The organism is Bradyrhizobium sp., from assembly GCF_027307225.1.
In the GTDB taxonomy this organism is placed as follows: Bacteria; Pseudomonadota; Alphaproteobacteria; order Rhizobiales; family Xanthobacteraceae; genus Bradyrhizobium.
Genome location: NZ_DAHUXJ010000078.1, coordinates 82345 through 102549 on the forward strand (window position 1 = coordinate 82345; position 20205 = coordinate 102549).

19 protein-coding genes are annotated in these 20205 nt (G+C 62.5%); 5 read left to right on the forward strand and 14 right to left on the reverse strand.

Translation table 11 applies throughout. The features are described 5' to 3' along the window. Positions 1–3: 3 nt before the first annotated feature. The 5 genes from M6D32_RS13675 to purB form a co-directional block, all read right to left on the reverse strand. The gene (locus tag M6D32_RS13675; RefSeq protein WP_298256959.1) at positions 4–1074 is read right to left on the reverse strand and encodes a threonine aldolase family protein; all 1071 of its coding nucleotides are present in this window, start codon (positions 1072–1074) and stop codon (positions 4–6) included. 185 nt (positions 1075–1259) lie between these two features. Next, a complete protein-coding gene (gene rpsD / locus M6D32_RS13680; RefSeq protein WP_298256961.1) occupies positions 1260–1877 on the reverse strand; it encodes a 30S ribosomal protein S4 in 618 nt (205 codons plus the stop codon). Between the two features lie 211 nt (positions 1878–2088). Beyond that, positions 2089–2823 (reverse strand): acyltransferase, encoded by a 735-nt coding sequence (locus M6D32_RS13685; RefSeq protein ID WP_298256963.1) that lies wholly within the window; start codon positions 2821–2823, stop codon positions 2089–2091. 111 nt (positions 2824–2934) lie between these two features. Continuing rightward, positions 2935–3732 carry a glutamate racemase gene (gene murI, locus M6D32_RS13690; protein ID WP_298256965.1) on the reverse strand — a complete coding sequence of 266 codons (798 nt, stop codon included), beginning with the start codon at positions 3730–3732 and terminating at the stop codon, positions 2935–2937. 146 nt (positions 3733–3878) lie between these two features. Beyond that, the gene (gene purB, locus M6D32_RS13695; RefSeq protein WP_298256967.1) at positions 3879–5186 is read right to left on the reverse strand and encodes an adenylosuccinate lyase; all 1308 of its coding nucleotides are present in this window, start codon (positions 5184–5186) and stop codon (positions 3879–3881) included. A 411-nt stretch (positions 5187–5597) separates the two neighbouring features. Between purB and M6D32_RS13700 the strand changes: the two genes are divergently transcribed. After that, complete coding sequence (locus M6D32_RS13700) at positions 5598–6194, forward strand: TetR family transcriptional regulator (protein WP_298256969.1); 597 nt, start codon at positions 5598–5600, stop codon at positions 6192–6194. A 17-nt stretch (positions 6195–6211) separates the two neighbouring features. Here M6D32_RS13700 and M6D32_RS13705 read toward each other — a convergent pair whose 3' ends face one another. Together M6D32_RS13705 and M6D32_RS13710 are read right to left on the reverse strand one after the other, a co-directional pair. After that, on the reverse strand, positions 6212–6862 hold the full coding sequence (locus tag M6D32_RS13705; protein ID WP_298256971.1) for a response regulator transcription factor: 651 nt from the start codon (positions 6860–6862) through the stop codon (positions 6212–6214). 6 nt (positions 6863–6868) lie between these two features. Continuing rightward, positions 6869–8236: a histidine kinase gene (locus M6D32_RS13710; protein WP_298256973.1), complete on the reverse strand. Its 1368-nt coding sequence runs from the start codon at positions 8234–8236 to the stop codon at positions 6869–6871. Positions 8237–8486: 250 nt separating this feature from the next. Between M6D32_RS13710 and M6D32_RS13715 the strand changes: the two genes are divergently transcribed. Genes M6D32_RS13715 through M6D32_RS13725 form a run of 3 tightly spaced genes read left to right on the forward strand, consistent with a single transcriptional unit; the run spans position 8487 to position 10538 of the window. Next, a complete protein-coding gene (locus M6D32_RS13715; RefSeq protein ID WP_298256975.1) occupies positions 8487–9251 on the forward strand; it encodes a MotA/TolQ/ExbB proton channel family protein in 765 nt (254 codons plus the stop codon). Continuing rightward, positions 9241–9912 (forward strand): hypothetical protein, encoded by a 672-nt coding sequence (locus M6D32_RS13720; RefSeq protein ID WP_298256977.1) that lies wholly within the window; start codon positions 9241–9243, stop codon positions 9910–9912. The genes M6D32_RS13715 and M6D32_RS13720 overlap by 11 nt, the downstream gene beginning before the upstream one ends. Further along, positions 9909–10538, forward strand: a complete 630-nt coding sequence (locus M6D32_RS13725; protein ID WP_298256979.1) for a hypothetical protein — start codon at positions 9909–9911, stop codon at positions 10536–10538. Before M6D32_RS13720 ends, M6D32_RS13725 begins: the two co-directional genes overlap by 4 nt. A gap of 18 nt (positions 10539–10556) precedes the next feature. On the opposite strand, the gene rpe is transcribed toward M6D32_RS13725, so the two are convergent. Next, positions 10557–11258, reverse strand: a complete 702-nt coding sequence (rpe, locus tag M6D32_RS13730; RefSeq protein WP_298256982.1) for a ribulose-phosphate 3-epimerase — start codon at positions 11256–11258, stop codon at positions 10557–10559. A 244-nt stretch (positions 11259–11502) separates the two neighbouring features. On the opposite strand from rpe, the gene M6D32_RS13735 reads away from it, so the two are divergent. Continuing rightward, positions 11503–11877 carry a hypothetical protein gene (locus M6D32_RS13735; RefSeq protein WP_298256984.1) on the forward strand — a complete coding sequence of 125 codons (375 nt, stop codon included), beginning with the start codon at positions 11503–11505 and terminating at the stop codon, positions 11875–11877. 38 nt (positions 11878–11915) lie between these two features. Here M6D32_RS13735 and M6D32_RS13740 read toward each other — a convergent pair whose 3' ends face one another. The 6 genes from M6D32_RS13740 to livM form a co-directional block, all read right to left on the reverse strand. After that, positions 11916–12911, reverse strand: coding sequence for a P1 family peptidase (locus M6D32_RS13740; protein ID WP_298256986.1), 996 nt, complete (start codon positions 12909–12911; stop codon positions 11916–11918). A gap of 54 nt (positions 12912–12965) precedes the next feature. Next, positions 12966–15746: a PAS domain S-box protein gene (locus M6D32_RS13745; RefSeq protein ID WP_298256988.1), complete on the reverse strand. Its 2781-nt coding sequence runs from the start codon at positions 15744–15746 to the stop codon at positions 12966–12968. A 259-nt stretch (positions 15747–16005) separates the two neighbouring features. Beyond that, a complete protein-coding gene (locus M6D32_RS13750) occupies positions 16006–17124 on the reverse strand; it encodes a branched-chain amino acid ABC transporter substrate-binding protein (protein WP_298256990.1) in 1119 nt (372 codons plus the stop codon). Positions 17125–17305: 181 nt separating this feature from the next. After that, complete coding sequence (locus M6D32_RS13755) at positions 17306–18046, reverse strand: ABC transporter ATP-binding protein (protein ID WP_298256993.1); 741 nt, start codon at positions 18044–18046, stop codon at positions 17306–17308. Continuing rightward, a complete protein-coding gene (locus tag M6D32_RS13760; protein WP_298256995.1) occupies positions 18043–18873 on the reverse strand; it encodes an ATP-binding cassette domain-containing protein in 831 nt (276 codons plus the stop codon). Before M6D32_RS13760 ends, M6D32_RS13755 begins: the two co-directional genes overlap by 4 nt. Continuing rightward, complete coding sequence (gene livM, locus M6D32_RS13765) at positions 18870–20195, reverse strand: high-affinity branched-chain amino acid ABC transporter permease LivM (RefSeq protein WP_298256997.1); 1326 nt, start codon at positions 20193–20195, stop codon at positions 18870–18872. The genes M6D32_RS13760 and livM overlap by 4 nt, the downstream gene beginning before the upstream one ends. Between the last annotated feature and the right edge of the window lie 10 nt (positions 20196–20205).

Consider the following 20205-nt stretch of genomic DNA (forward strand, 5'->3'; position numbering starts at 1 on the left):
GCCTTAAACCACCCGCGCGATCTCGCGGACGTGGCCGATCATTTCCTCGATCTGGGCAGCCGTGACGTCGAGATGGGTGCAGGCGCGGATGCGGCCGTCCATCACGGCTATCTGCACACCACGCTTGTTCAAGGCGGCGACCATGTCGGCGGCGCTGATGCCCGCGCCGTCCGGCTTGAAGAAAACAAGGTTGGTTTCGGGCTCCTGCACTTCGATGCCCTGGATTTGCGATAGTCCCCGCGCCAAAGTGCGCGCATTGGCGTGATCTTCCGCCAACCGGTCGACGTGATGGTCGAGCGCGTAGGTGCAGGCGGCGGCGCAGATGCCGGACTGGCGCATCGAACCGCCCAGGCGCTGCTTCCAGCGCCAGACCTCGTCGATGAAATCACGTGTGCCGGCGATGACCGCGCCAATCGGCGCGCCGAGACCCTTGGAAAAGTCGATCCAGGCCGAATCCCAGCCGGCGGTCATGTCGCGCGCACTGATGCCGGTCGCGACGGTGGCGTTCAACAGCCGCGCGCCGTCCATATGGGTGGCAAGTCCGTTGGCTTTCGCGATCTTCACGACCTCGTCGAGATCGGCCTTTTTCCAGATTGTCCCGCCGCCGATATTGGCGGTCTGCTCGGCACTGACCAGCGTCTGCGGCGGCTGGTAGCGCGTGCGCGGATGAAGCGCGGCGCGGAAGGTGTCGGGCGTAAACTTGCCGTCCGCGCCGTGTAGCGGCGTGATCTGGAATCCGCCAAGCGCGGCATGGGCGCCGCCTTCGCGCGCGATGATGTGGGCGGAGAACTGCGCCAGGATTTCATCGCCCGGGCGGCAGTGCACCAGCGTTGCCGTCACATTGCACATGGTGCCGGAGGGCAGAAAGACCGCGGCCTCTTTCCCCATCAGCTCGGCAACGCGATCGCAGAGCAGGTTGGCGGAAGGATCGTCGCCGACCTGCTCGTCGCCGACTTCAGCGCGCGCCATCGCTTCGCGCATTCCCGGTGTGGGTCGGGTCTGGGTGTCTGACAGCAGGTTGATGCGGACGGGCGGCGCCTTGAGATCGCGGCGGGCGGGGGTGTAGTAGGTCATGGGATGATGTCTCTCAGCATGGTCATTCCGGGATGGTCCAATGGACCAGACCCGGAATCTCGAGATTCCGGGCTCGCTCGCTTCGCTCGCGCCCCGGAATGACTTTGTTTTACAAAGTCATCTTACCGAAACAAAAGGCCCCGGCGAAACCGGGGCCTTGATCTCACGTCATATGCAAAATCACATCAGCGCGAATAGAATTCGACGATCAGATGCGGCTCCATCTGCACCGCGAACGGCACGTCCGCCAAAGCGGGGATACGGACGAATTTCGCGGTCATCTTGCCGTGATCAACTTCCAGATAATCGGGCACGTCGCGCTCGGGAAGCTGGTTCGCTTCAAGGACGTGCGTCAGTTGCTTGGAGGATTCCTTGACCTCGACGAGATCTCCGACCTTTAGCTTGTAGCTCGAGACATTGACCTTGCGGCCGTTCACCTTGACATGGCCGTGATTGATGAACTGGCGGGCGGCAAACATCGTGGCGACGAACTTGGCGCGGAACACGACGCTGTCGAGACGGCGCTCGAGCAGGCCGATCAGGTTCTCGCCGGTGTCGCCCTTCATCCGACCGGCCTCGACGTAGACACCGTGGAACTGGCGTTCGCTGATGTTGGCGTAATAGCCCTTCAGCTTCTGCTTGGCACGCAGCTGCACGCCGAAATCTGACAGCTTGCCCTTGCGGCGCTGGCCATGCTGACCGGGGCCGTATTCCCGGCGGTTCACGGGGCTCTTGGGGCGGCCCCAGATATTCTGGCCCATACGGCGGTCGATCTTGTATTTAGCCTCACTGCGCTTTGTCATCGCGTCCTCTTAACGGTTGGATTTGAGGAGACGCGCCCTCCTGTGCAGCCGGGATTTCCCCGGGATGCCGACAGGTCCGAGCCCTAAAGCTTGAAGGGGCGGACCACGGGTCGCGAAACGCTTCGCGGGCCGAAGCCGGCCCGCGAGCAAGGCGGTTTCTAGGGCAGAAACGGCCGAACTGTCAACGCAAATGGCGCCGCGTTTGGGCAGTTTATGCCAGGATTTCGGCCGAAATCTCGGTATTCAGCACCTGTTCCAGCCGGCTCAGCACCCGCGCGATAACAGCGGCGTCGGTAACCCGGTGATCCCAGCGCAGGACGACGTCGATCTTGTTGTCCGGCCCGGCCACGCCATAACTCAGCAGGAACGGACCTGTGCTGAGCGCATGAAGCTCGCCGGTGCCGAAGGCCGACACGGAGGTCACCCCGAAACTTCCGAAGTTGTTGGCGCGCATGCGCCCGACATTAAGCCCAATGGTCCAGCTCAGGCGGCGCAACAGCAGCGGCAGGCGGCTCGCCACCAGGATCTTGCGGAAGGAGGGGATTTGGTCGATCGGCGCATTCTTCGCACGCCGGATCGCTGCGTCGATATCAGCCAGCGGCTGCTCCTCGGGCGAGGCGACCTTCTCCGGTAGAATGCATTCTTCGCCATCTTCGACCCGCGCCACCGCGACCATGGCGATGCTGCGTGGCAGCTCGAAGAAATGCGGCCAGGGCAATTTGACATAGAGCGTGCGCAGCACCGGCTCGTCTTTCGCGACGATCGCAAATGCCTTGACGAACATCGCCGCCCAGCCGGGTGCGGAAGCAGCCTTGGCGCGCGCGGCCATCAGAGGAGCGATATCAAGCGAGCGCGACAGCGTGATAAAGGGCACACGCATCGACGCGTGCATGAGGTCGACGATGAAGATGCGCAGCAGTGATATTTTTCGCGTCGTCCCACGCATCGTTCAGCTCAGTTGCCTTTGGTGGTGAGGTTTTCGGGCGCGACTTTATCGACCGTGAGATGAACCGTCGATAAACATATGAAACATATATGGAAATATAAGAAACGTGGCTTAGGCCGGGACGCGGCCGCCGAAGAAGGGCGTCAGCGCCGCATTAAGCCGGTGCGGCCGCCCCGAGGTAAAAATCATTTTGGCCTCGACCTCGTCCGGCGTGCCAAGGGCCTTGGGAAGCAGGCTGGTCACCCGCCTTGCGATGGCCGGCGCCGGGTCGATCCAGTCGACCGGCCAGGGCGCCAGTTTGTTCAGCCGGTCCAGCAACAACGGATAATGGGTGCAGGCGAGCACAATCGTATCTGTTCGCTTTGAAGCATCAGCGCCGGCACCGACGAAACACGGCATAAACTCGGCCAGGATTTCCTCATCGCTGACTGCGCCGCCGCTTAGCGCCGTTTCAGCCAGCGCCGCCAGTTCCGCCGAGCCCACCAGCGTCACCTCACAGCCCTGCGCGAAATCGCGGATCAAGGCTTGGGTATATTCGCGTTTCACCGTGGCTTTGGTGCCGAGCACGGAAACCCGCTTGGTCTTTGAACTGGCGCAGGCCGGCTTGATCGCGGGGACGGTCCCGACAAAGGGCCCCGCGTAGGCGGAGCGCAAATGGGCCATGACCGAGACGGACATTGTGTTACAGGCGATCACGACGAGATCGGGGTGATGCTTTGAAATCAGATCGCCGATCAGGGGCACCACGCGGTCGATGATTTCGTCCTCGCTGTGATGGCCGTATGGAAAAAATGCGTCATCAGCGACGTATAGATATCGTGCGTCAGGGCGTGCCCGCACGACCTCGCGCAACACCGTCAGGCCGCCAAGGCCGGAATCGAAAACAAGAATGGTCGGGCGCTGTTTCATGAAAAAATTATCGTAGCTGATCCGTGGTTACCTTTCAGTTGTTTTTGCGAGCGGGGGGCTGGAGGGATAACTATCGCTTTGCAGCGGTTTTAAGAAAGTGCCGCTAAATCGGGCACGGCCAGTCATGATTTAATGTAGTCACGAGTTCAGGCTTTGCCGAACACGCGCTTGAAGATCGTGTCGACGTGCTTGAGGTGATAGCCGAGGTCGAATTGCTCCTCGATCTCGGCATCCGTCAGATATTTTTTGACGCCGGTGTCGTTCTTCAGAAGCGTCTGGAAGTCGCCTTCGCCGCGCCAGACCGGCATCGCGTTGCGCTGCACGAGCTTGTAGGCGTCCTCTCTGCTCGCACCCTTTTGCGTCAACGCGATCAATACCCTCTGCGAATGCACGAGGCCGCCGAGGCGATCGAGATTCTTCTGCATGTTTTCCGGGTAGACCAGCAGCTTCTCGACGAGTCCGGCGAGGCGGTTGAGCGCGAAGTCGAGCGTCACCGTCGCATCGGGTCCGATCATGCGCTCGGCAGAAGAGTGCGAGATGTCGCGCTCATGCCAGAGCACGACGTTTTCCAGCGCCGGCGTCACATAGGCGCGCACCATCCGCGAGAGGCCTGAGAGATTCTCCGACAGCACCGGATTTCGCTTGTGCGGCATCGCCGAGGAGCCCTTCTGGCCCTCGGAGAAGAACTCTTCGGCCTCCAGCACTTCGGTGCGCTGCAGATGGCGGATTTCGATGGCCAGACGCTCGACCGAAGAGGCGATGACGCCGAGCGTGGCAAAATACATCGCGTGGCGGTCACGCGGGATTACCTGCGTGGAGATGGGCTCCGGCCGCAGGCCCATCGCTTTCGCAACGTGCTCCTCCACGCGCGGATCGATCTGGGCAAAGGTGCCGACTGCGCCCGAAATCGCGCAGGTCGCAACTTCGTGGCGCGCGGCGAGTAGCCGTTCGCGGGCGCGCGAAAATTCGGCATAGGCGTAAGCGAGTTTCAGCCCGAATGTCACAGGCTCGGCATGGATGCCGTGCGAGCGGCCGATGGTCGGCGTCATCTTGTGCTCAAAGGCGCGCTTCTTCAGAGCGGCGAGCACCTTGTCGATGCCGATGACCAGAAGGTCGGCGGCGCGAGTCAGCTGCACGTTGAGGCAGGTGTCGAGCACGTCCGATGACGTCATGCCCTGGTGGACGAAGCGCGCTTCGGGGCCGACGATTTCGGCGAGGTGGGTGAGAAAGGCGATGACGTCGTGCTTGGTCTCCCGCTCGATCTCGTCGATCCGCGCCACGTCGAAGGTCGCATTCTTCGCTTTGGCCCAGATGGTCTTTGCCGCCTCCCTGGGAATGACCCCCAATTCTGCCAGTGCGTCAGCGGCATGCGCCTCGATCTCGAACCAGATCTTGAAGCGGGTCTGGGGCTCCCAGATGGCTGCCATTTCCGGGCGGGTGTAGCGGGGGATCATTGGGTGGCTCAGAGGTTTTTCGAGGGGATTACCGGGCTTTAGCAGAGCGGGTGAGGGGTGACAAACGAGGCTCCGAAGGCGCGCCGCTTTTCCCCATGGAAGCGTCCGGACAGCTTTCAATCACATAATATTGACTGACAGATATTGAAATCTGTTAGCGAGAAGTCCTATATTGGCCGTGACGCCTTATCCAGGGTCCCCCGGCCGGGCCGTTAACAGCGGCAAGCCGGGGCAAGTTACGAGGACTTCGCCATGACATTCGAAATTTTACACCTAACCGCCCAGATCCAGCGCTGGCTCAACCAGCGGATCGCCCGCCATCTGGCCGAACAGGCCGAGAGGTTTGCCCGCTAAGAGCCGAAATTACCGGCCAGATATAGGGACAGGCTGACGCCAACAGGAGGTGCGCCGATGAACGAGAACGTGGTTTTGACCCCCGAACGCATTCTGGAGGTCACCGAAGACGTTCTGCGCCGTTTTGGCCTCGCCAAAGCCACCGTTGTGGACGTTGCGCGTGCGCTCGATGTGAGCCACGGCAGCGTCTATCGCCATTTCCCGAGCAAGGCTTCGCTCCGCGAGGCTGTCGCCCAACGGTGGCTTGAGCGCGTCTCAACGCCGCTCCGCAGGATCGCCGAGGGCACGGGCCCGGCGCCCGCCAAGTTCGACAAATGGCTTCGCGCCCTGTTCTCGGCCAAACAGAAACGCTGTCTCGAAGACCCCGAGATGTTTGCAACCTACCTGACGCTGGCGCGCGAAGCCTGCAAGACGGTGAAGGGACACCGCGCTTGCCTGACCGACCAGCTCGAGCTGATCCTGTCCGATGGCGTCAAACAGGGCGCGTTCCAGATTGTCGACGTCAAGGTGACCGCGCAGTCGATCTTCGACGCCGTCACGCGCTTCCATCATCCCGCCCACGCCGACGAGTGGAACGATCCGCAGTTGCCGGCGCGGATCGACGCGGTCATCGCGCTGGTCCTGAGGGGCATCGAAGCCCCGCGCAAGCGCTAAGCCAGTAACGGGGCCGCTTACGGTCCCATCAGGCCACAATCGGCGGCCAGACGCACGAGCTGGGCGTCAGTCTTGAGGCCGGTCTTGGCCTTGATCATGTAGTGATAGTTTTGAACCGTCTTCAGGCTGAGATTGAGGTTTTGCGCGACCTCTTCCTTGGTAGCGCCGGCCGCGATTTGCCGCAGGATCTCGATCTCGCGTTCGGCAAGCTGATCAAGCGCGGAGCCTGAAGGCGCAAGACTCTCCAACGCCAGCACCTGCGCGACGTCGTCGCTCATGGCCCGCTGGCCACGCGCGACGGAGCGGATCGCGCGGATCAGTACCGCGGGCTCGCTGCTCTTGGTGACATAACCGCCGGCGCCGGCATTGAAGGCCGCTTTCACCAGCGGTGCTTCGCTATGCATGCTGAAGACGAGGATGTGCGCGTGCGCGTCCCGCGCGCGGATATTCCTGATCGCTTCCAGTCCGCTCGCGCCGGGCATCGAGATGTCCATCACGACGATATCGGGCGAGTGGGCCTTGAAGGCGCTATAGGCGCTCACCGCATTGTCGGCTTCGGCGACGACCTGGAAGTCGCTCTGGGTTTCCAGTACACGCCGGTAACCCTGGCGTACGATCGGATGGTCGTCGACCAGCAGGATGGAAATGCCGTTGGGCGAGGCGGACATCATCCGTCAGGCGGCTAGCGGAATGGTCGCGTCGATGCTCAAGCCCCGCGTCGCGCGCGCAACCGACACTGTGCCGCCGAGCGCAGCCAGCCGCTCACGGATGCCTGTGAGCCCGAAGCCCGAAGCTTTCGCAATACTGATGGCATCACCCCCGCCATCGTCCTCGACGCGGATCAGGAGCGCATTCTCAGACCCGCTGCGCCGCTCGATCCGCAGCAGGATTTCGCGCGCCGAGGTGTGTCGGAGCGCATTGGTCAGGCATTCCTGCGCGACGCGATAAGCGGTGGCGGCCACCGTGCCGCTGATATCGGCAAGATCGCCCTTGAGGTCGAGCTGGATCATCGGCCGTGCCTCATGCTGCGAGCGCCAGTTGTCGACCAGGCTGATGAGGCTCGCTTCCAGCCCGAGTTCCTCCGCCAGCGGATGACGCAACCGGTTGAGGGTGCCACGCAGGCACGCCATGATCGCCAGCGCAGCTTTCGAGATCATCCGTGCGTCCTGCGCGACGGCACCGTCCTTGGCCTCAGTGCCGGTCGCCTCGATCGCGTTGGCGAAGGCGAGAATGGCGGTGAGGTTCTGGCCGAATTCGTCATGCAGCTCGCGCGCCAGCGTGCGCCGCTCGTCGTTGCGGATCTCGAGCAAGCGTCGCGTCAAGGTGGCGCGCTCTTCCATGGCCTTCGCCAGCCGCTCGCCGAGGTCGCCGACGGCCTGCCCGATCATCGCGAACTCCATGGAGCGGAAGCGGGGCAGCGACGTCCGGTACTCGCCGTGTGCCATGCGCTTGAGTGCGGCCACGATCGACTGTGCCGGCGCCAGCGTATGCGCGATGGCGAGCGAGGCCAGGACAGCAATCGCCGCGGCCATCAGCAGAGCGACGCCGATATTGTCGAGGATGTGTTGCCAGGCGAGCCGGATCGAGGCGTCGGGATCGGGCGCCGCCGATACGGTGCCAAAAGTAGTCGCGCGGGCGCTGATCGGCTTGGCCACCGCTGCGTGGCGGCCGAGCAGCGTCTGAGCCGTGCTGGCGAACCAGGCCGGTGGCGAGGTTCCCAATCCCTTGTCCTGGCCGCACAGCGGCTTCTCGAAGGCAGTGGCCGGCTCAAAGCGGACGCAGACTCCCGGCGAGATCAGTTTCATGGTCTCGATGGTGCGCCATTCCGGCACTGGGAGCAGATGCTCGCGCATTCTGCTGCCGTGCAACATGAGCTCATGCCAGTACAGCCCCCGGAGGGCTTGAGAGACGCGCTCGGCGGAAGCCTCTGTGGCGCGATCGACGCTGCGATAGGCGTCGATAGTGGCCCAGACGGTGGCGGCTCCAAGGCACAGCATCACGACCACGAGCAGACGGGCGACGAGTTGCAGGACCAGACGCATGCGACCTCCCACTATAGTGTGGAACGCGGTTATTATCCGAGCATGATCTTTTCGGAAAACCGCTACACACTTTTCCGGATCATGCTCTAACAACATCGCCAATCCCTGCCAATTGCAAGCATCAGGCTCCGCACCAATCGGGAAATTTTCCCAACCGTTTCAGGGCATCCGTCTTTGGACGGCGGGCTATCGCTTTGCTTTAACAATCCGGTTCGCAAGCAAGAAAGTAGCCGATCGGGAGCAAAGCGGAATGAGTTCCGAACAAGGCGCGGCGATCGCAGCATCTGATACCAGCGCGCCGGAGCGCCGCGCGCTGCTGTTCTGGATGATCTTCACCGGTCTTTCGGTGTTTGCCGCAGTGCTGTTATGGCGCTACGGCCTCCTGCATTTGATGGTGACCTCGGACCGCACCTATATTTCGAGCGTCATCGCCGTCCTTTACGTCGTCACCTGCGTGCACTGCTTTCTCCGCACCCGCGCGATTGCGCGCGAAGCGGCGGTGGGAGAGCGCTGCCGCGCGATCCTCGCAGCAGCAGTCGACGGCGACGCCGAGCTGGAAGCGGATGCGAAGTCGCTGCCGAAGGGACTGGTGACCGATCATATCCAGAGCCTGATCGAGAAGGCGAAAGCGCAGACCAGAGGCCGCATCGACCAGACGCTTCTGTTGCGCGCGCTCGCCGACCGCTTGCGCGGCTCCAATGGTTTCGGTTCCTTCGCCTCCGACACGCTGATGAAGCTCGGGCTGCTTGGCACGGTCATCGGCTTCATCATCATGCTGGCGCCGATCGCCACACTCGATGCCGCGGACAAGGTAGCCATGAAATCGTCCATGGGACTGATGAGCGACGGCATGGCGGTCGCGATGTACACGACGCTGGCGGGCCTGGTCGGCTCGATCCTGGTGAAAATTCAGTATTACATGCTCGATGCCGCGACCCAGCGGGTGTTTTCCGATGCGGTCACGCTCACCGAGACCCGCGTGACGCCGGTGCTGGAACGCCGCAATGTTGGATGATTTCGGCCTCTATCCACACGAGGAAACTTTCGATCCGTTCGGCGTCATGCTGTTCAAGGCGCTGCAGGTCGTCTCCTTCCTGTTTTTCCTGGCGCTGCTCGCGGTCTCGCCGGAATCGAAGGACGGCAAGATCGACTCCAAGGCCGAGTTCATCATCACCATGGACTGGCCCGACAACCACCCCGACGATCTCGACCTGTTCGTGCAGGATCCGGCGGGCAATATCGCCTGGTACCGCCATCGCGAAGCCGGCTTTCTCACGCTCGACCGCGACGACCGCGGCGGCGCCAACGATTTCATCACCGTCGCCGGGCGGAAGATCCCATCGCCCATCCGCGAGGAAATCGTGACGGTGCGCGGGATCCTCGCCGGCGAATACACCGTCAACGTCTCGCACTTCCAGGCCAAGACCGGCCAGCCCGTTCCGGTGAACGTGAAGGTGCAGAAGCTCAATCCGACCGCACAGGTGATCTTCGACGACAAGCTGTTCGTCGATCACACCGGCGAGGAGAAGACCGCGGTGCGCTTTACCCTCGATGCCGAAGGCAAAGTGATCGACGTCGAGCAGCGGCAGAAATCGCTCCTGGAGACGTTCCGTCGAACCTGGGCGAACGGCGCGGATCGCGATCCCAAGACCGGTGTCAGGATGAGAACGCCGTGAGCAACCTGCAATCCGTCATTCTCATGCTCTCCGTCGCTTACGCGTTGATCGGGGCGCTTTTGCTGGTGGTGCTGGTCTATGTGCGGCTGCCCTGGCCGTTGAAAGCCGTCGCCGTGGTCGTGACCAGCTCGTTCTACGTCGCAAGCTTCCTCGGCATGCGCGGGCTGCTCGGCTGGGCCAGCGTCGACCGCTTGCCGCCGAGTTTCAAGTTGCTGCAGGCGCGCATCGTCGAGCCGCATTCGCTCGAGGGCGATCCCGGCGCGATCTATCTCTGGGTCGAGGCGCTGGACGAGGGCAACCGTCCGAGCGGCGTACCGCGCGCCTATCGCATTCCCTATAGCGACAAGCTCGCCGACAAGACCGACAAGGCGCAGAGCGAAATCGCCGCGGGCCGCGCGCAAGGGGGCCGCGCCGCCGACTTTGGCAGCGGTGAGGGCGGGCTGCTGGACGCAGCGCGCGCCTACATTACGCCGAATACCATCATCGAAACCTCGGGCGGCGATCCCTCCACCGGCGGCGGATTGACCGCGGTGCCGCAAGCCGGCGACGAAGTATCCTTCACGCCGCTGTTGCCGCCGCGGATGCCGCCCAAGGATGTCATGGAACCGCCGGAAAGCAGGCAGTGATCGAAACTGGAATTCTAATTAGACCGCTTCGCCGCGCGCGATCGCCGCAACGTTGCGGATCGCCGAGATGTTGGCCTTGTAGGCTTCCTTCGTGCCGCCCTTGAACACGGCTGAGCCCGCCACGAACGCATTGGCGCCGGCGGCGGCGAGTTCGCCGGAATTCTCGGCGCCAACGCCGCCATCGACTTCGATATCGATGGGCCGGCCCGCCGTCATGGTGCGCAGGTCGCGAACCTTGGCCAGCGTCGACGGAATGAAGGCCTGCCCGCCGAAGCCCGGATTGACCGACATCACCAGCACCAGGTCGATATTGTCGAGCACATACTCGATCGCCGAGATCGGCGTCGCCGGGTTGAGCGAGACGCCGGCCTTCTTGCCCAGTGCTCGGATCGCCTGCAGCGAGCGATGCAAATGCGGGCCCGCTTCGGCATGCACCGTGATGTGGTCGCATCCGGCTTTCGCGAAAGCCTCGAGATACGGATCGCACGGCGAAATCATCAGGTGCGCGTCGAAGATCTTCTTGGTGTGGGGCCGCATCGCCTTGATGATATCGGGCCCGTAGGAGATGTTCGGAACGAAATGTCCGTCCATCACGTCAAGGTGGATCCAGTCGGCGCCGGCGGCATCGACCGCGCGCACCTCTTCGCCGAGCCTGGAAAAGTCGGACGCCAGGATCGATGGCGCAATGACGAGGGGACGTGGCGTGAAGGAAGCGGACATCTGCGCTGTCTTTCGAAAGCTGGCTCGGTTGCCGAGGCGCTTTTCCGCCTAACACGCACAAGCATTCCCGGCAATGTGCGTCAGAAACAAGTGAGAAAAATCTGCCGGAAGCGGCACCAATTGCCGATCGGAAGCGGCGTTTCCGAGCGGCGAACGCCATCATTTCATTGGCTTTTTATCATGGCACGGCGCTTGCTTCCAAATCTGGAGGGACGTTCAAAGCGGTCCCTTTGGAGCTAAAGTCATGTTGCCTGTTATCGGCGCCTCGCTCGCACTCGATGCCATCCAGTCGCTGACTTCGCCGTCACAGGCCTCGTCGCAGCCAGCCGGTTCGGGAGGCTTCGACCTGGGCGACAGTTCCGGTGTATCGCCGCCGGCCTCCGGCCCTCTTTCCGGGTTCAGCAGCGCCCAGATTTCGTCCGATAATTTCAACACGCTGCTCGGTGCCCAGAGTCAGGACTCCCGTGGTCTTGCTTCGGCCCTCGATCCCGGCAGTTCGTCGTGGGATTCGTCTCAAGGCCAGTCCGGCACGGCCTCTTCGGCCTATAACACGGTCAACCAGCTGGTTCAGTCGACCGCCGTTCCGCTCGGCTTCAGCCCGGTCTCGATCAGCGCCTGATCTCGATCTGGTGGTCTTAAAATCCACTTCACCAGCCGTTAACCGAAACGATCCCGCCACGCCGGTAAAGCGCCGGGGTGGGGCAGCGCGGTTGCCGCATGCACGCCACGCGCGATCGCGCGCGCCACGGTATTGGCGGCGACCATGCCAAGCTCGGTAAGGCCGATCAGCGGATCGATCGGCTTTTCGCCGGTTGCGGCAGCGAACAGCACATCGCCATCCATCGGTGCGTGCACCGGATAGATTGCGCGTGCAAAGCCGGTCTGGGCGATCATGGCCAGCCGTTTGGCTTGCGCCTTGGTGAGGACGGCATTGGTGACGACCACGGCCAACGTCGTGTTTTCGGCCTCGGTCGCGGTCGGGCCGCCCTTGATGCGCATGTTCAGCATGTCCGGCGTAAACGAATCTGGAAAGCCGCGGCCGCCATATTCGCCGTCGATTTCGAAAGGCGCGGCCCAGAACCATGGTCCGTCGCCGATTGTCACGCTGCCGAGCGCATTGACCACGGCAAGCGCGGCGACTTTTGTGCCGTCGCTAATCTCGGCGGAGGCGGAGCCCAACCCGCCTTTCAGGTTTGCGGTCAGGGCGCCAAGGCCGGCGCCGACGCTGCCGAGCGCAAAGCTGGTCGTGGCCGCCGCCGCCGCGGCGTAGCCGAGATCGCGGTACGGCGCGAAGCGTCCCCATTTCTTGTTGCCGCCGTTGAGAAGGTCGAAGCAGATTGCGCCGGGAACAATCGGAATCACGGCGCCGCGAACATTGAGGCCTCGGCCCTGTTCGGCGAGCCGCGCCTGGACGCCGCCACCGGACTCAAGCCCAAAGGCTGAACCGCCGGAAAGCGCAATCGCATCGATCTTCTCGACCGTATTGGCGAGATCGAGCAGGGCGCCTTCGCGGGTTCCGGGCCCACCGCCGCGCACATCCATCGCCGCGACCACCGGCTGATCGAACACCACCGCCGTGACGCCCGATGCAAGAACGGCATCGTCGGCGTGGCCGACGCGAACGCCTGCGATGTCGGTGAGGAGGTTATTCATCGCGAATGCACCTGCTGAGACGGGATGCGAATGTTAGAATCGGACCACTGACCACTAGCTATCGAGGGCAAGCCGGACCATGCGCGCCAGATCCGCCTTGCGGTAAGGTTTCGCCAGCAACAGGACGCCGGTGTCGAGACGTCCGTGATGGACGATGGCGTTCTCGGTATAGCCTGAGGTGAACAGCGTCTTCAATCCGGGCCGCCGCACCAGCGCCTCATCGACCAATTGCCGGCCGTTCATCGACCCGGGCATGATGACGTCGGTGAAGAGAAGGTCGAGGTGGTCAGGACCGTCGATGATCTCCAGGGCTTCCGATGCCCTGCTTGCCTCGAGCGTCCTGTAGCCAAGGCTTTGGATCTGGGTGACGACGTAGCGGCGCACGAGATTGTCGTCCTCGACCACCAGGATCGTTTCGCTGCCGCCAGAGGCGCTCATCGACGCCAGCGACTCCACCGGCGTGTCGGGCAAACCGGTCGCGCGCGGCAGATAGATCTTCACCGTGGTGCCGTGACCGACCTCGCTGTAAATCTTGATATGGCCGTTCGATTGCTTGACGAAGCCGAACACCATGCTGAGCCCAAGACCCGTGCCCTTGCCGACCTCTTTGGTGGTGAAGAACGGATCGAACACCCGCTCCAGATTGGCGGGCGAAATTCCCGTTCCGGTGTCGCTCACGGCAATCATGATATAGTTGCCGACGACGACATCCCGGTTCATCACGGCGTAGCCCTCGTCAAGGTGGACATTGCCGGTCTCGACCACGAGTTTGCCGCCGGTGGGCATCGCGTCGCGGGCATTCAGCGACAGGTTCAGGATTGCCGTGGTGAGCTGGTTCGGGTCGACCAGCGCGGGGGAAGCGTCCGCAGCCAGCTGAGGATTGATCTGGATATGCTCGCCCAGCGTCGGTCGCAACAGCTTGAGGGTTTCGATGACCAGCGCATTGACGTCGACCTCGCGCGGCTGCAGCGGCTGCTTGCGTGCGAAAGCCAGCAAATGCTTGGTCAGGCTGGCGCCGCGTTCAGCGGCATCGTCGATCATTCTGGCGATGGCCGAGAGCTGCGGATCGTCGACCACAGCGTCCGCCAGAATGCCGATTGTACCCGTGATGACGGTCAGGATGTTGTTGAAGTCGTGGGCGACGCCGCCGGTTAGCTGGCCGATGGCGTCCATCTTCTGAGCTTGACGGAACTGGGCCTCGGCCGCCTGCTTCTCGGTAAGATCGCGGCCGACGAAGAAATGGCGCCGGACGGGTTCCGACCAGCTACCCATCCAGAACAGGCTGACCGGATGACCATCCCTGTGCACATAGCGGGTCTCGAAGTTGCGCATCAGATGTCCGCGCCGCGCCGAGCGCATTTCCTCGCGCGTGCTGTCGAGATCGTCGGGATAAATGAACTCCGTCGCGCTGTGGCCGATCATTTCCTCCGGCTTTATTCCGAGGATTGCCGTCGAGCTTGGGCTGACCTGGACGAACGTCCCCTTGGTGTCCGTGACCAGGATCAGGTCCTGCGACGTCTGGAAGATGCGCTCGCGCTCCTCGATTTCCTGGGTGAGGGCTGCCTGCGTGCGCCTGTTTTCGGTGACGTCGCGGGCGATCTTGGATGCGCCGATGATCTGGCCGGAACTGGAACGTAGCGGGGAGACCGAAAGCGAAACGATCACGCGCCGGCCGTCTCTGGTCACGCGCGAGGTTTCGTAATATTCGATAGTCTCGCCTCGGCCGATGCGACCGAGAATGTCGTTCAGTTCGTCGAGCTTCTCGTTCGGGACGATCAGGTCGATGTGACGGCCTATCGCCTCAGCCGCGGTATATCCGAACAGGCGTTCGGCCCCCGGATTCCAGCCGGTGATGGTGCCGTCGAGCTTTTTGGTGATGATGGCGTCGTTGGAGGACTCGACCACCGCAGTGAACAGGCGCTCACGTTCGGAATGGCGTTGTTGTTCGGAAAAACTCTCGCGGCGGAGAGTGTGGAGCAGGCGGGACAGCCGCGCTTGCAAATTGATGTTTTGCAGCAGCAAAACCCCGAGTACGAAGCTGGCGGCAGTAAGCCCGTAGAGGCGACCTATGTAAAAGCCCAGATCGTACCGGTTCGAATTGAGCAGCGCCGAGGAGGCCACGTCGAACAGCCAGGCGCACAAGACGACCATCAGCCAGACATCGAGCACCGAATGCCGTTGCCGCAGCCGCAGCACGGCCAGCGCCGCAAGGTTGAGGAGCCACACCGTCAGCGCGGCGTGAAACAGCGCCGGAGCGAAGCCATGCTCCGTGATCAGCGCCGGCAGACGATCGTGCTCTTTCGTAGCCACGAAAATCGCCGCCGCCATTGCCGCGAAGACCGCGATCAGCATCCAGACAATCGCTAGTCCGACCGATCCCTTGATTTGGGAGCCGCCGCTTTCATCCTTCAGCAAGGCGTAGCCGAGCACGAGCAGCGGGAAACCGCCGTGCCAGATTATATAAAGCCAGACCGTGGTCTGCGGACCCGCATTCAGAAGTCCGCTGGTGGCGAAAAGGTTCGGAAAGGTCAGTGCGTGAACGACCGTGGCGACCGCGGTGAAGAGATATCCGCTCGCCAGGATCAAGAGCGCCCACGACCGCAGCAACGAAAATTGCGAAAGCAGCAGGATCGTCGTGATCACGTCGCAGATGGCGAGCGCGGACTGATAACTGGCGACGAAAGCCGGGACCGCCGGCAACTGCAAGCGGCAGAAGGGAAGGGCGGCGGCGAAGAAAATGGCCGACGCGGCAACGACCCCGAAGGCAATCTTGCGGTCGCGGGCGGTGGCGGGCAGCGTCGAAAGAAAGATATTGCGGTCGTCGCCTGCTTCCACCTTCGTCTCCAGACCCCTTACGTCTAAGGCTCGTGGCCGGTGTTCCAGTTCTGACCTTCGCATCGCGGCAATGTCCATATTGTCCTTATTGCCACTCAGAGGAAATGCCTGCCGGATTTTTTTGGTGCGCGCCGGCTGCCGGCTGCGAACAGTCGTGTCCCGTTTCGTGATGGAACTTTTCACAGCGCACAAAAATTGAAAACGCCCCGGCGAACCGGGGCGTTTGACTGAGACTATTGCCGAGAGAAGATCCTTGGGATCAGGACCCCTTGGGGCTGATCTCGGTGTAGTTGCCCTTGGCGTCCCACTTGTAGACGACGTAGTCGATCTGCTTGATGTCGCCCTTGGCGTCGAATTCAAGCTTGCCGATCACGGTATCCCAGGAGCCGGCCTTGATCGCGTCCATCACCTTCTTCGGATCGGTGGTGCCGGCCTTCTTGACCGCCTGCGACCACACCTGGAACGCCGCATAGGTGTAGAGCGTGTAGCCTTCGGGGTCGATGTTTTCCGACCTGAACTTCTCAACGATCGACTTGGCGGTCGGCTTGTTGCGCGGGTCGGGACCGAAGGTGAAGAGGGTGCCTTCGCCGGCCGGCCCGGTAATGGAAGCGAATTCCTTGTCGGCGAGCGCGTCGCCCGCCATCAGCACGGTCTGCATGCCCTGGTCGCGCATCTGGCGCACGATCAGGCCGGATTCCTGATGGTAACCGCCGACATAGACCAGATCGATGTTCTCGCGCTTCATGCGCGAGACGATCGCGGTAAAGTCCTTGTCGCCCTTGTTGTAGGACTCGAACATCTTTTCCTGGACGCCGGCCTTGTTGAGCGCCTTCTTGGTCTCATCGGCGAGGCCTTTGCCGTAAGTGGTCTTGTCGTTGAGGATGGCGATGTTCTTGCCTTTGTAGTTCTTGGCGATGAAGTCGCCGGCGACCTGGCCCTGCTGATCGTCGCGGCCGCAGACGCGTGCGACATTCCAGAGCTTGCGTTCGGTGAACAGCGGATTGGTCGAGGCCGGCGTGATCTGCAGGACGTTGCCGTCGGCATAGGCTTCCGAGGCCGGGATCGACGAAGACGAGCAGTAATGACCAGCCACGAACGGGATTTTCGCGCTGGCGATTTTCTCGGCCACCGAGCGCGCCTGTTTGGGGTCACAAGCGTCGTCCTCGACGTCAAGTGCGAGCTTCTTGCCGAGGACTCCGCCGGCGGCATTCAGATCCTTGATTGCCATTTCGGCGCCGTTCTTCATCTGACGACCGAACGCGGATTCGCCGCCGGTCATTGGGCCCGCCACGGCCACGGTGACATCCTGCGCAAACGCTGGCGTCGAGAACGCAAGCGATGCACCAATTGCCAGGCCAAAGAGCTTTACTGATTTCATAAGGGATCCTCGCAGGTTCGCCATGGGACTCCCCCGGCAGACAGCCGGGTTCTGGAAAGCCTCGGTGTATTGTCGGCTGATTTTACGGCGAAGTCATCGGATAATTTGGGGCAAACGGGGCGTCCATTTGTCCTTTTTGGACGGCTGAGATGGGACGCGAATGTTAGAATCGGACCGCTGGTTAACGCCGGCCGCCTTCGAGATAGGCAGCGCGGATTTCCGGGCGCTGCAGCAATTCAGCGCCGGTCCCCTGGAGGGTGATCAGGCCGTTGACCATGACATAACCGCGATGGGCGAGCTTCAGCGCATGGTTGGCGTTCTGTTCGACGATCAGGACGGTGAGGCCGTCCTGCCGGTTCAGCGTGCGAATGGCGTCGAAAATCTGGCGCGCGATCAGGGGAGCAAGTCCGAGCGAAGGCTCGTCAAGCAGGAGCAGCCGGGGGCGGCTCATCAGCGCCCGGCCGATCGCCAGCATCTGCTGTTCGCCGCCCGACAGCGTGCCGCCGCGCTGGGTCAGCCGCTCTTTCAGCCGGGGAAATAATGTCAGCACGCGCTCCAGCCCGGCCGCGCGTTCGACGTCGCTGGATTCGGTGGCGTCGGCTCCCATTTGCAGGTTTTCCGCCACGCTCATGCGCGAGAAAATCCGGCGGCCTTCCGGCGATTGCGCGATGCGAAGCCGCGCGATCTCGTGGGTCGGCACCCCAGTGATGTTCCGGCCGTCGAACATGACCTGGCCGGCCTTCGCCTTCGGCCGGCCGAAGATCGTCATCATCAGCGTCGACTTGCCGGCGCCGTTGGCGCCGATCAGGGCAACGATTTCGCCGGACTGGATGTCGAGATCGACACCCTTGAGCGCCTCGATCTTGCCGTAGGCCGCGCGAACGCCGCGCATCGCGAGCAGGGGAGGAGCAGGTGCAGTCATGCGCCGCTCTCCATGACGGCCGCGGCTTCCTCTTCATCGGCGCCGAGATAGGCGGCAACCACCTTGGGATCGTCGCGCACCGCTTGCGGCGCGCCTTCGGCGATTTTCATGCCGTAATCCATCACCACGATCTGGTCGGAGATCTCCATCACCACCGACATGTCATGCTCGATCAGAAGAATGGAGGTGCCCTGACTGCGGATCGAGAGCAATAGCTCGCTCAGGCTGGCGCTTTCGCGCGCGTTCAGTCCGGCTGCGGGCTCGTCCAGGCAGAGTAGTGCCGGCTCGGTGCACATCGCGCGTGCAATTTCCAGACGGCGCTGATCGCCATAGGGGAGATTGCCGGCGGCATCGTCGGCACGCTCCAAGAGGCCGATCCGGTCGAGCCATCCCTTGGCCTGATCGATCGCGTGCAGTTCGGCGGCGCGATAGGACGGCGCGCCGATCAGCCCCAGAAAAGTGAACCCGGACGCCTTCATCAGCGCGTTGTGCTGAGCGACCATCAGGTTTTCGAGCGCCGTCATGCCGGGAAACAGGCGGATATTCTGGAACGTGCGCGCGACTTTTGCCTGCTTGGAAATCCGGAAGTCGTTTAGCCGTTCGAGCCGGAAGTTGCGGCCGTCATCATGGGTGAGCCGGATCGCACCCGAGGTCGGCTTGTAAAATCCGGTGATGCAATTGAACACCGTGGTCTTGCCGGCGCCGTTCGGCCCGATCAACGCAGTGATCCTGCGCCGCTCGGCGGTAAAGGAGAGGCCGTTGACGGCCACCACGCCGCCGAAGCGCATGCTGAGGGCGTCGACGGTAAGGATAGTGTCGTCGCTCATCCCCGTCCTTCCCGGGCAAGCTCGGCGGAAATGGCCGTGTTTTGCTTGAGGAAGACCGTCGGCGCTCGATGGCTGATCAGACCGCGTGGCCGCCAGATCATCAGAAGCACCATCGCCATGCCGAACACCAGCATGCGGTACTGGTCGAAGCCGCGGAACAGTTCGAAGCCGCCGATCAGCGCGATGGCTGCGAGCGCGACGCCAAGCTGCGAGCCCATGCCGCCGAGCACGACGATCGCCAGCACCAGGGCCGATTCCTGGAAGGTAAAGGATTCAGGGCTGATAAAGCCCTGCCGCGTGGCGAAGAAGGCGCCAGCAATGCCGCCGAACATGGCCCCGGTCGCGAATGCCGTGAGTTTGGTTGTGGTGATGTTGATGCCGAGCGCGCGGCAGGCGACTTCATCCTCGCGCAACGCTTCCCAGGCGCGACCGATCGGCAGGCGGCGCAAACGGATCGTGACCCAATTGGTCAGAAGGGCGAGCGCCAGGATCACGTAAAACAGAAACACGATGCGATGGGTCGGCGAGTATTCGATGCCGAGCCTTGCCGCAAAACCATCGTCGCCGCGCGTGAACGGGATGCCGAAGAAGGAGGGCCGGGGGATGCCGCTGACGCCGTTGGGGCCGCCGGTCAGGCTTTGCCAGTTGATGATGACGAGGCGAATGATTTCGCCGAACGCCAGCGTCACGATGGCAAGATAGTCGCCGCGCAAGCGCAGCACCGGAAAGCCCAGCATGACGCCCCAGCAGGCTGCGAGAATACCGGCAAGCGGCAGGCACATCCAGAACGACAGACCGAAATTGGTCGACAGCAGCGCATAGGAATAGGCGCCGACCGCGTAGAAGGCGACATAACCGAGGTCGAGCAGCCCCGCGAGGCCGACCACGACATTCAACCCCCAGCCGAGCATCACATAGGTCAGGACCAGGATGCTGAGATCGAGAAGGTAGCGCTGATCGTAGAAAATCACCGGCACCAGAAACGCGAAGATCAGAAGCAGCGGCGGGAAGGCTTTGCCTGCAAAATCCAGCGTGCGCTGGACCGAGGGTGGAACGGCGGTGGCGATTCCGACCGGACCCCACCATTGCCGCAGCAATTCGACGACAATGCTGCCGACGAATACGACCGCAACGATGATGGCGAGATCGTCGAACCGCGTCCAGTAGATCAGTTGTCCGGTCGGACCTGCCTCGGTGCGGATGCCGATCATCAGCGAGAAAAGCACCAGCGCAACGAGGGCGCTGATGAAGGCTTTCTTGAAAATAAAGGCGATGGCTTCGCGGCGCGAGGCTTGGGTGAGATCGGACGTCAACACCGCCACGCGCTTGTCC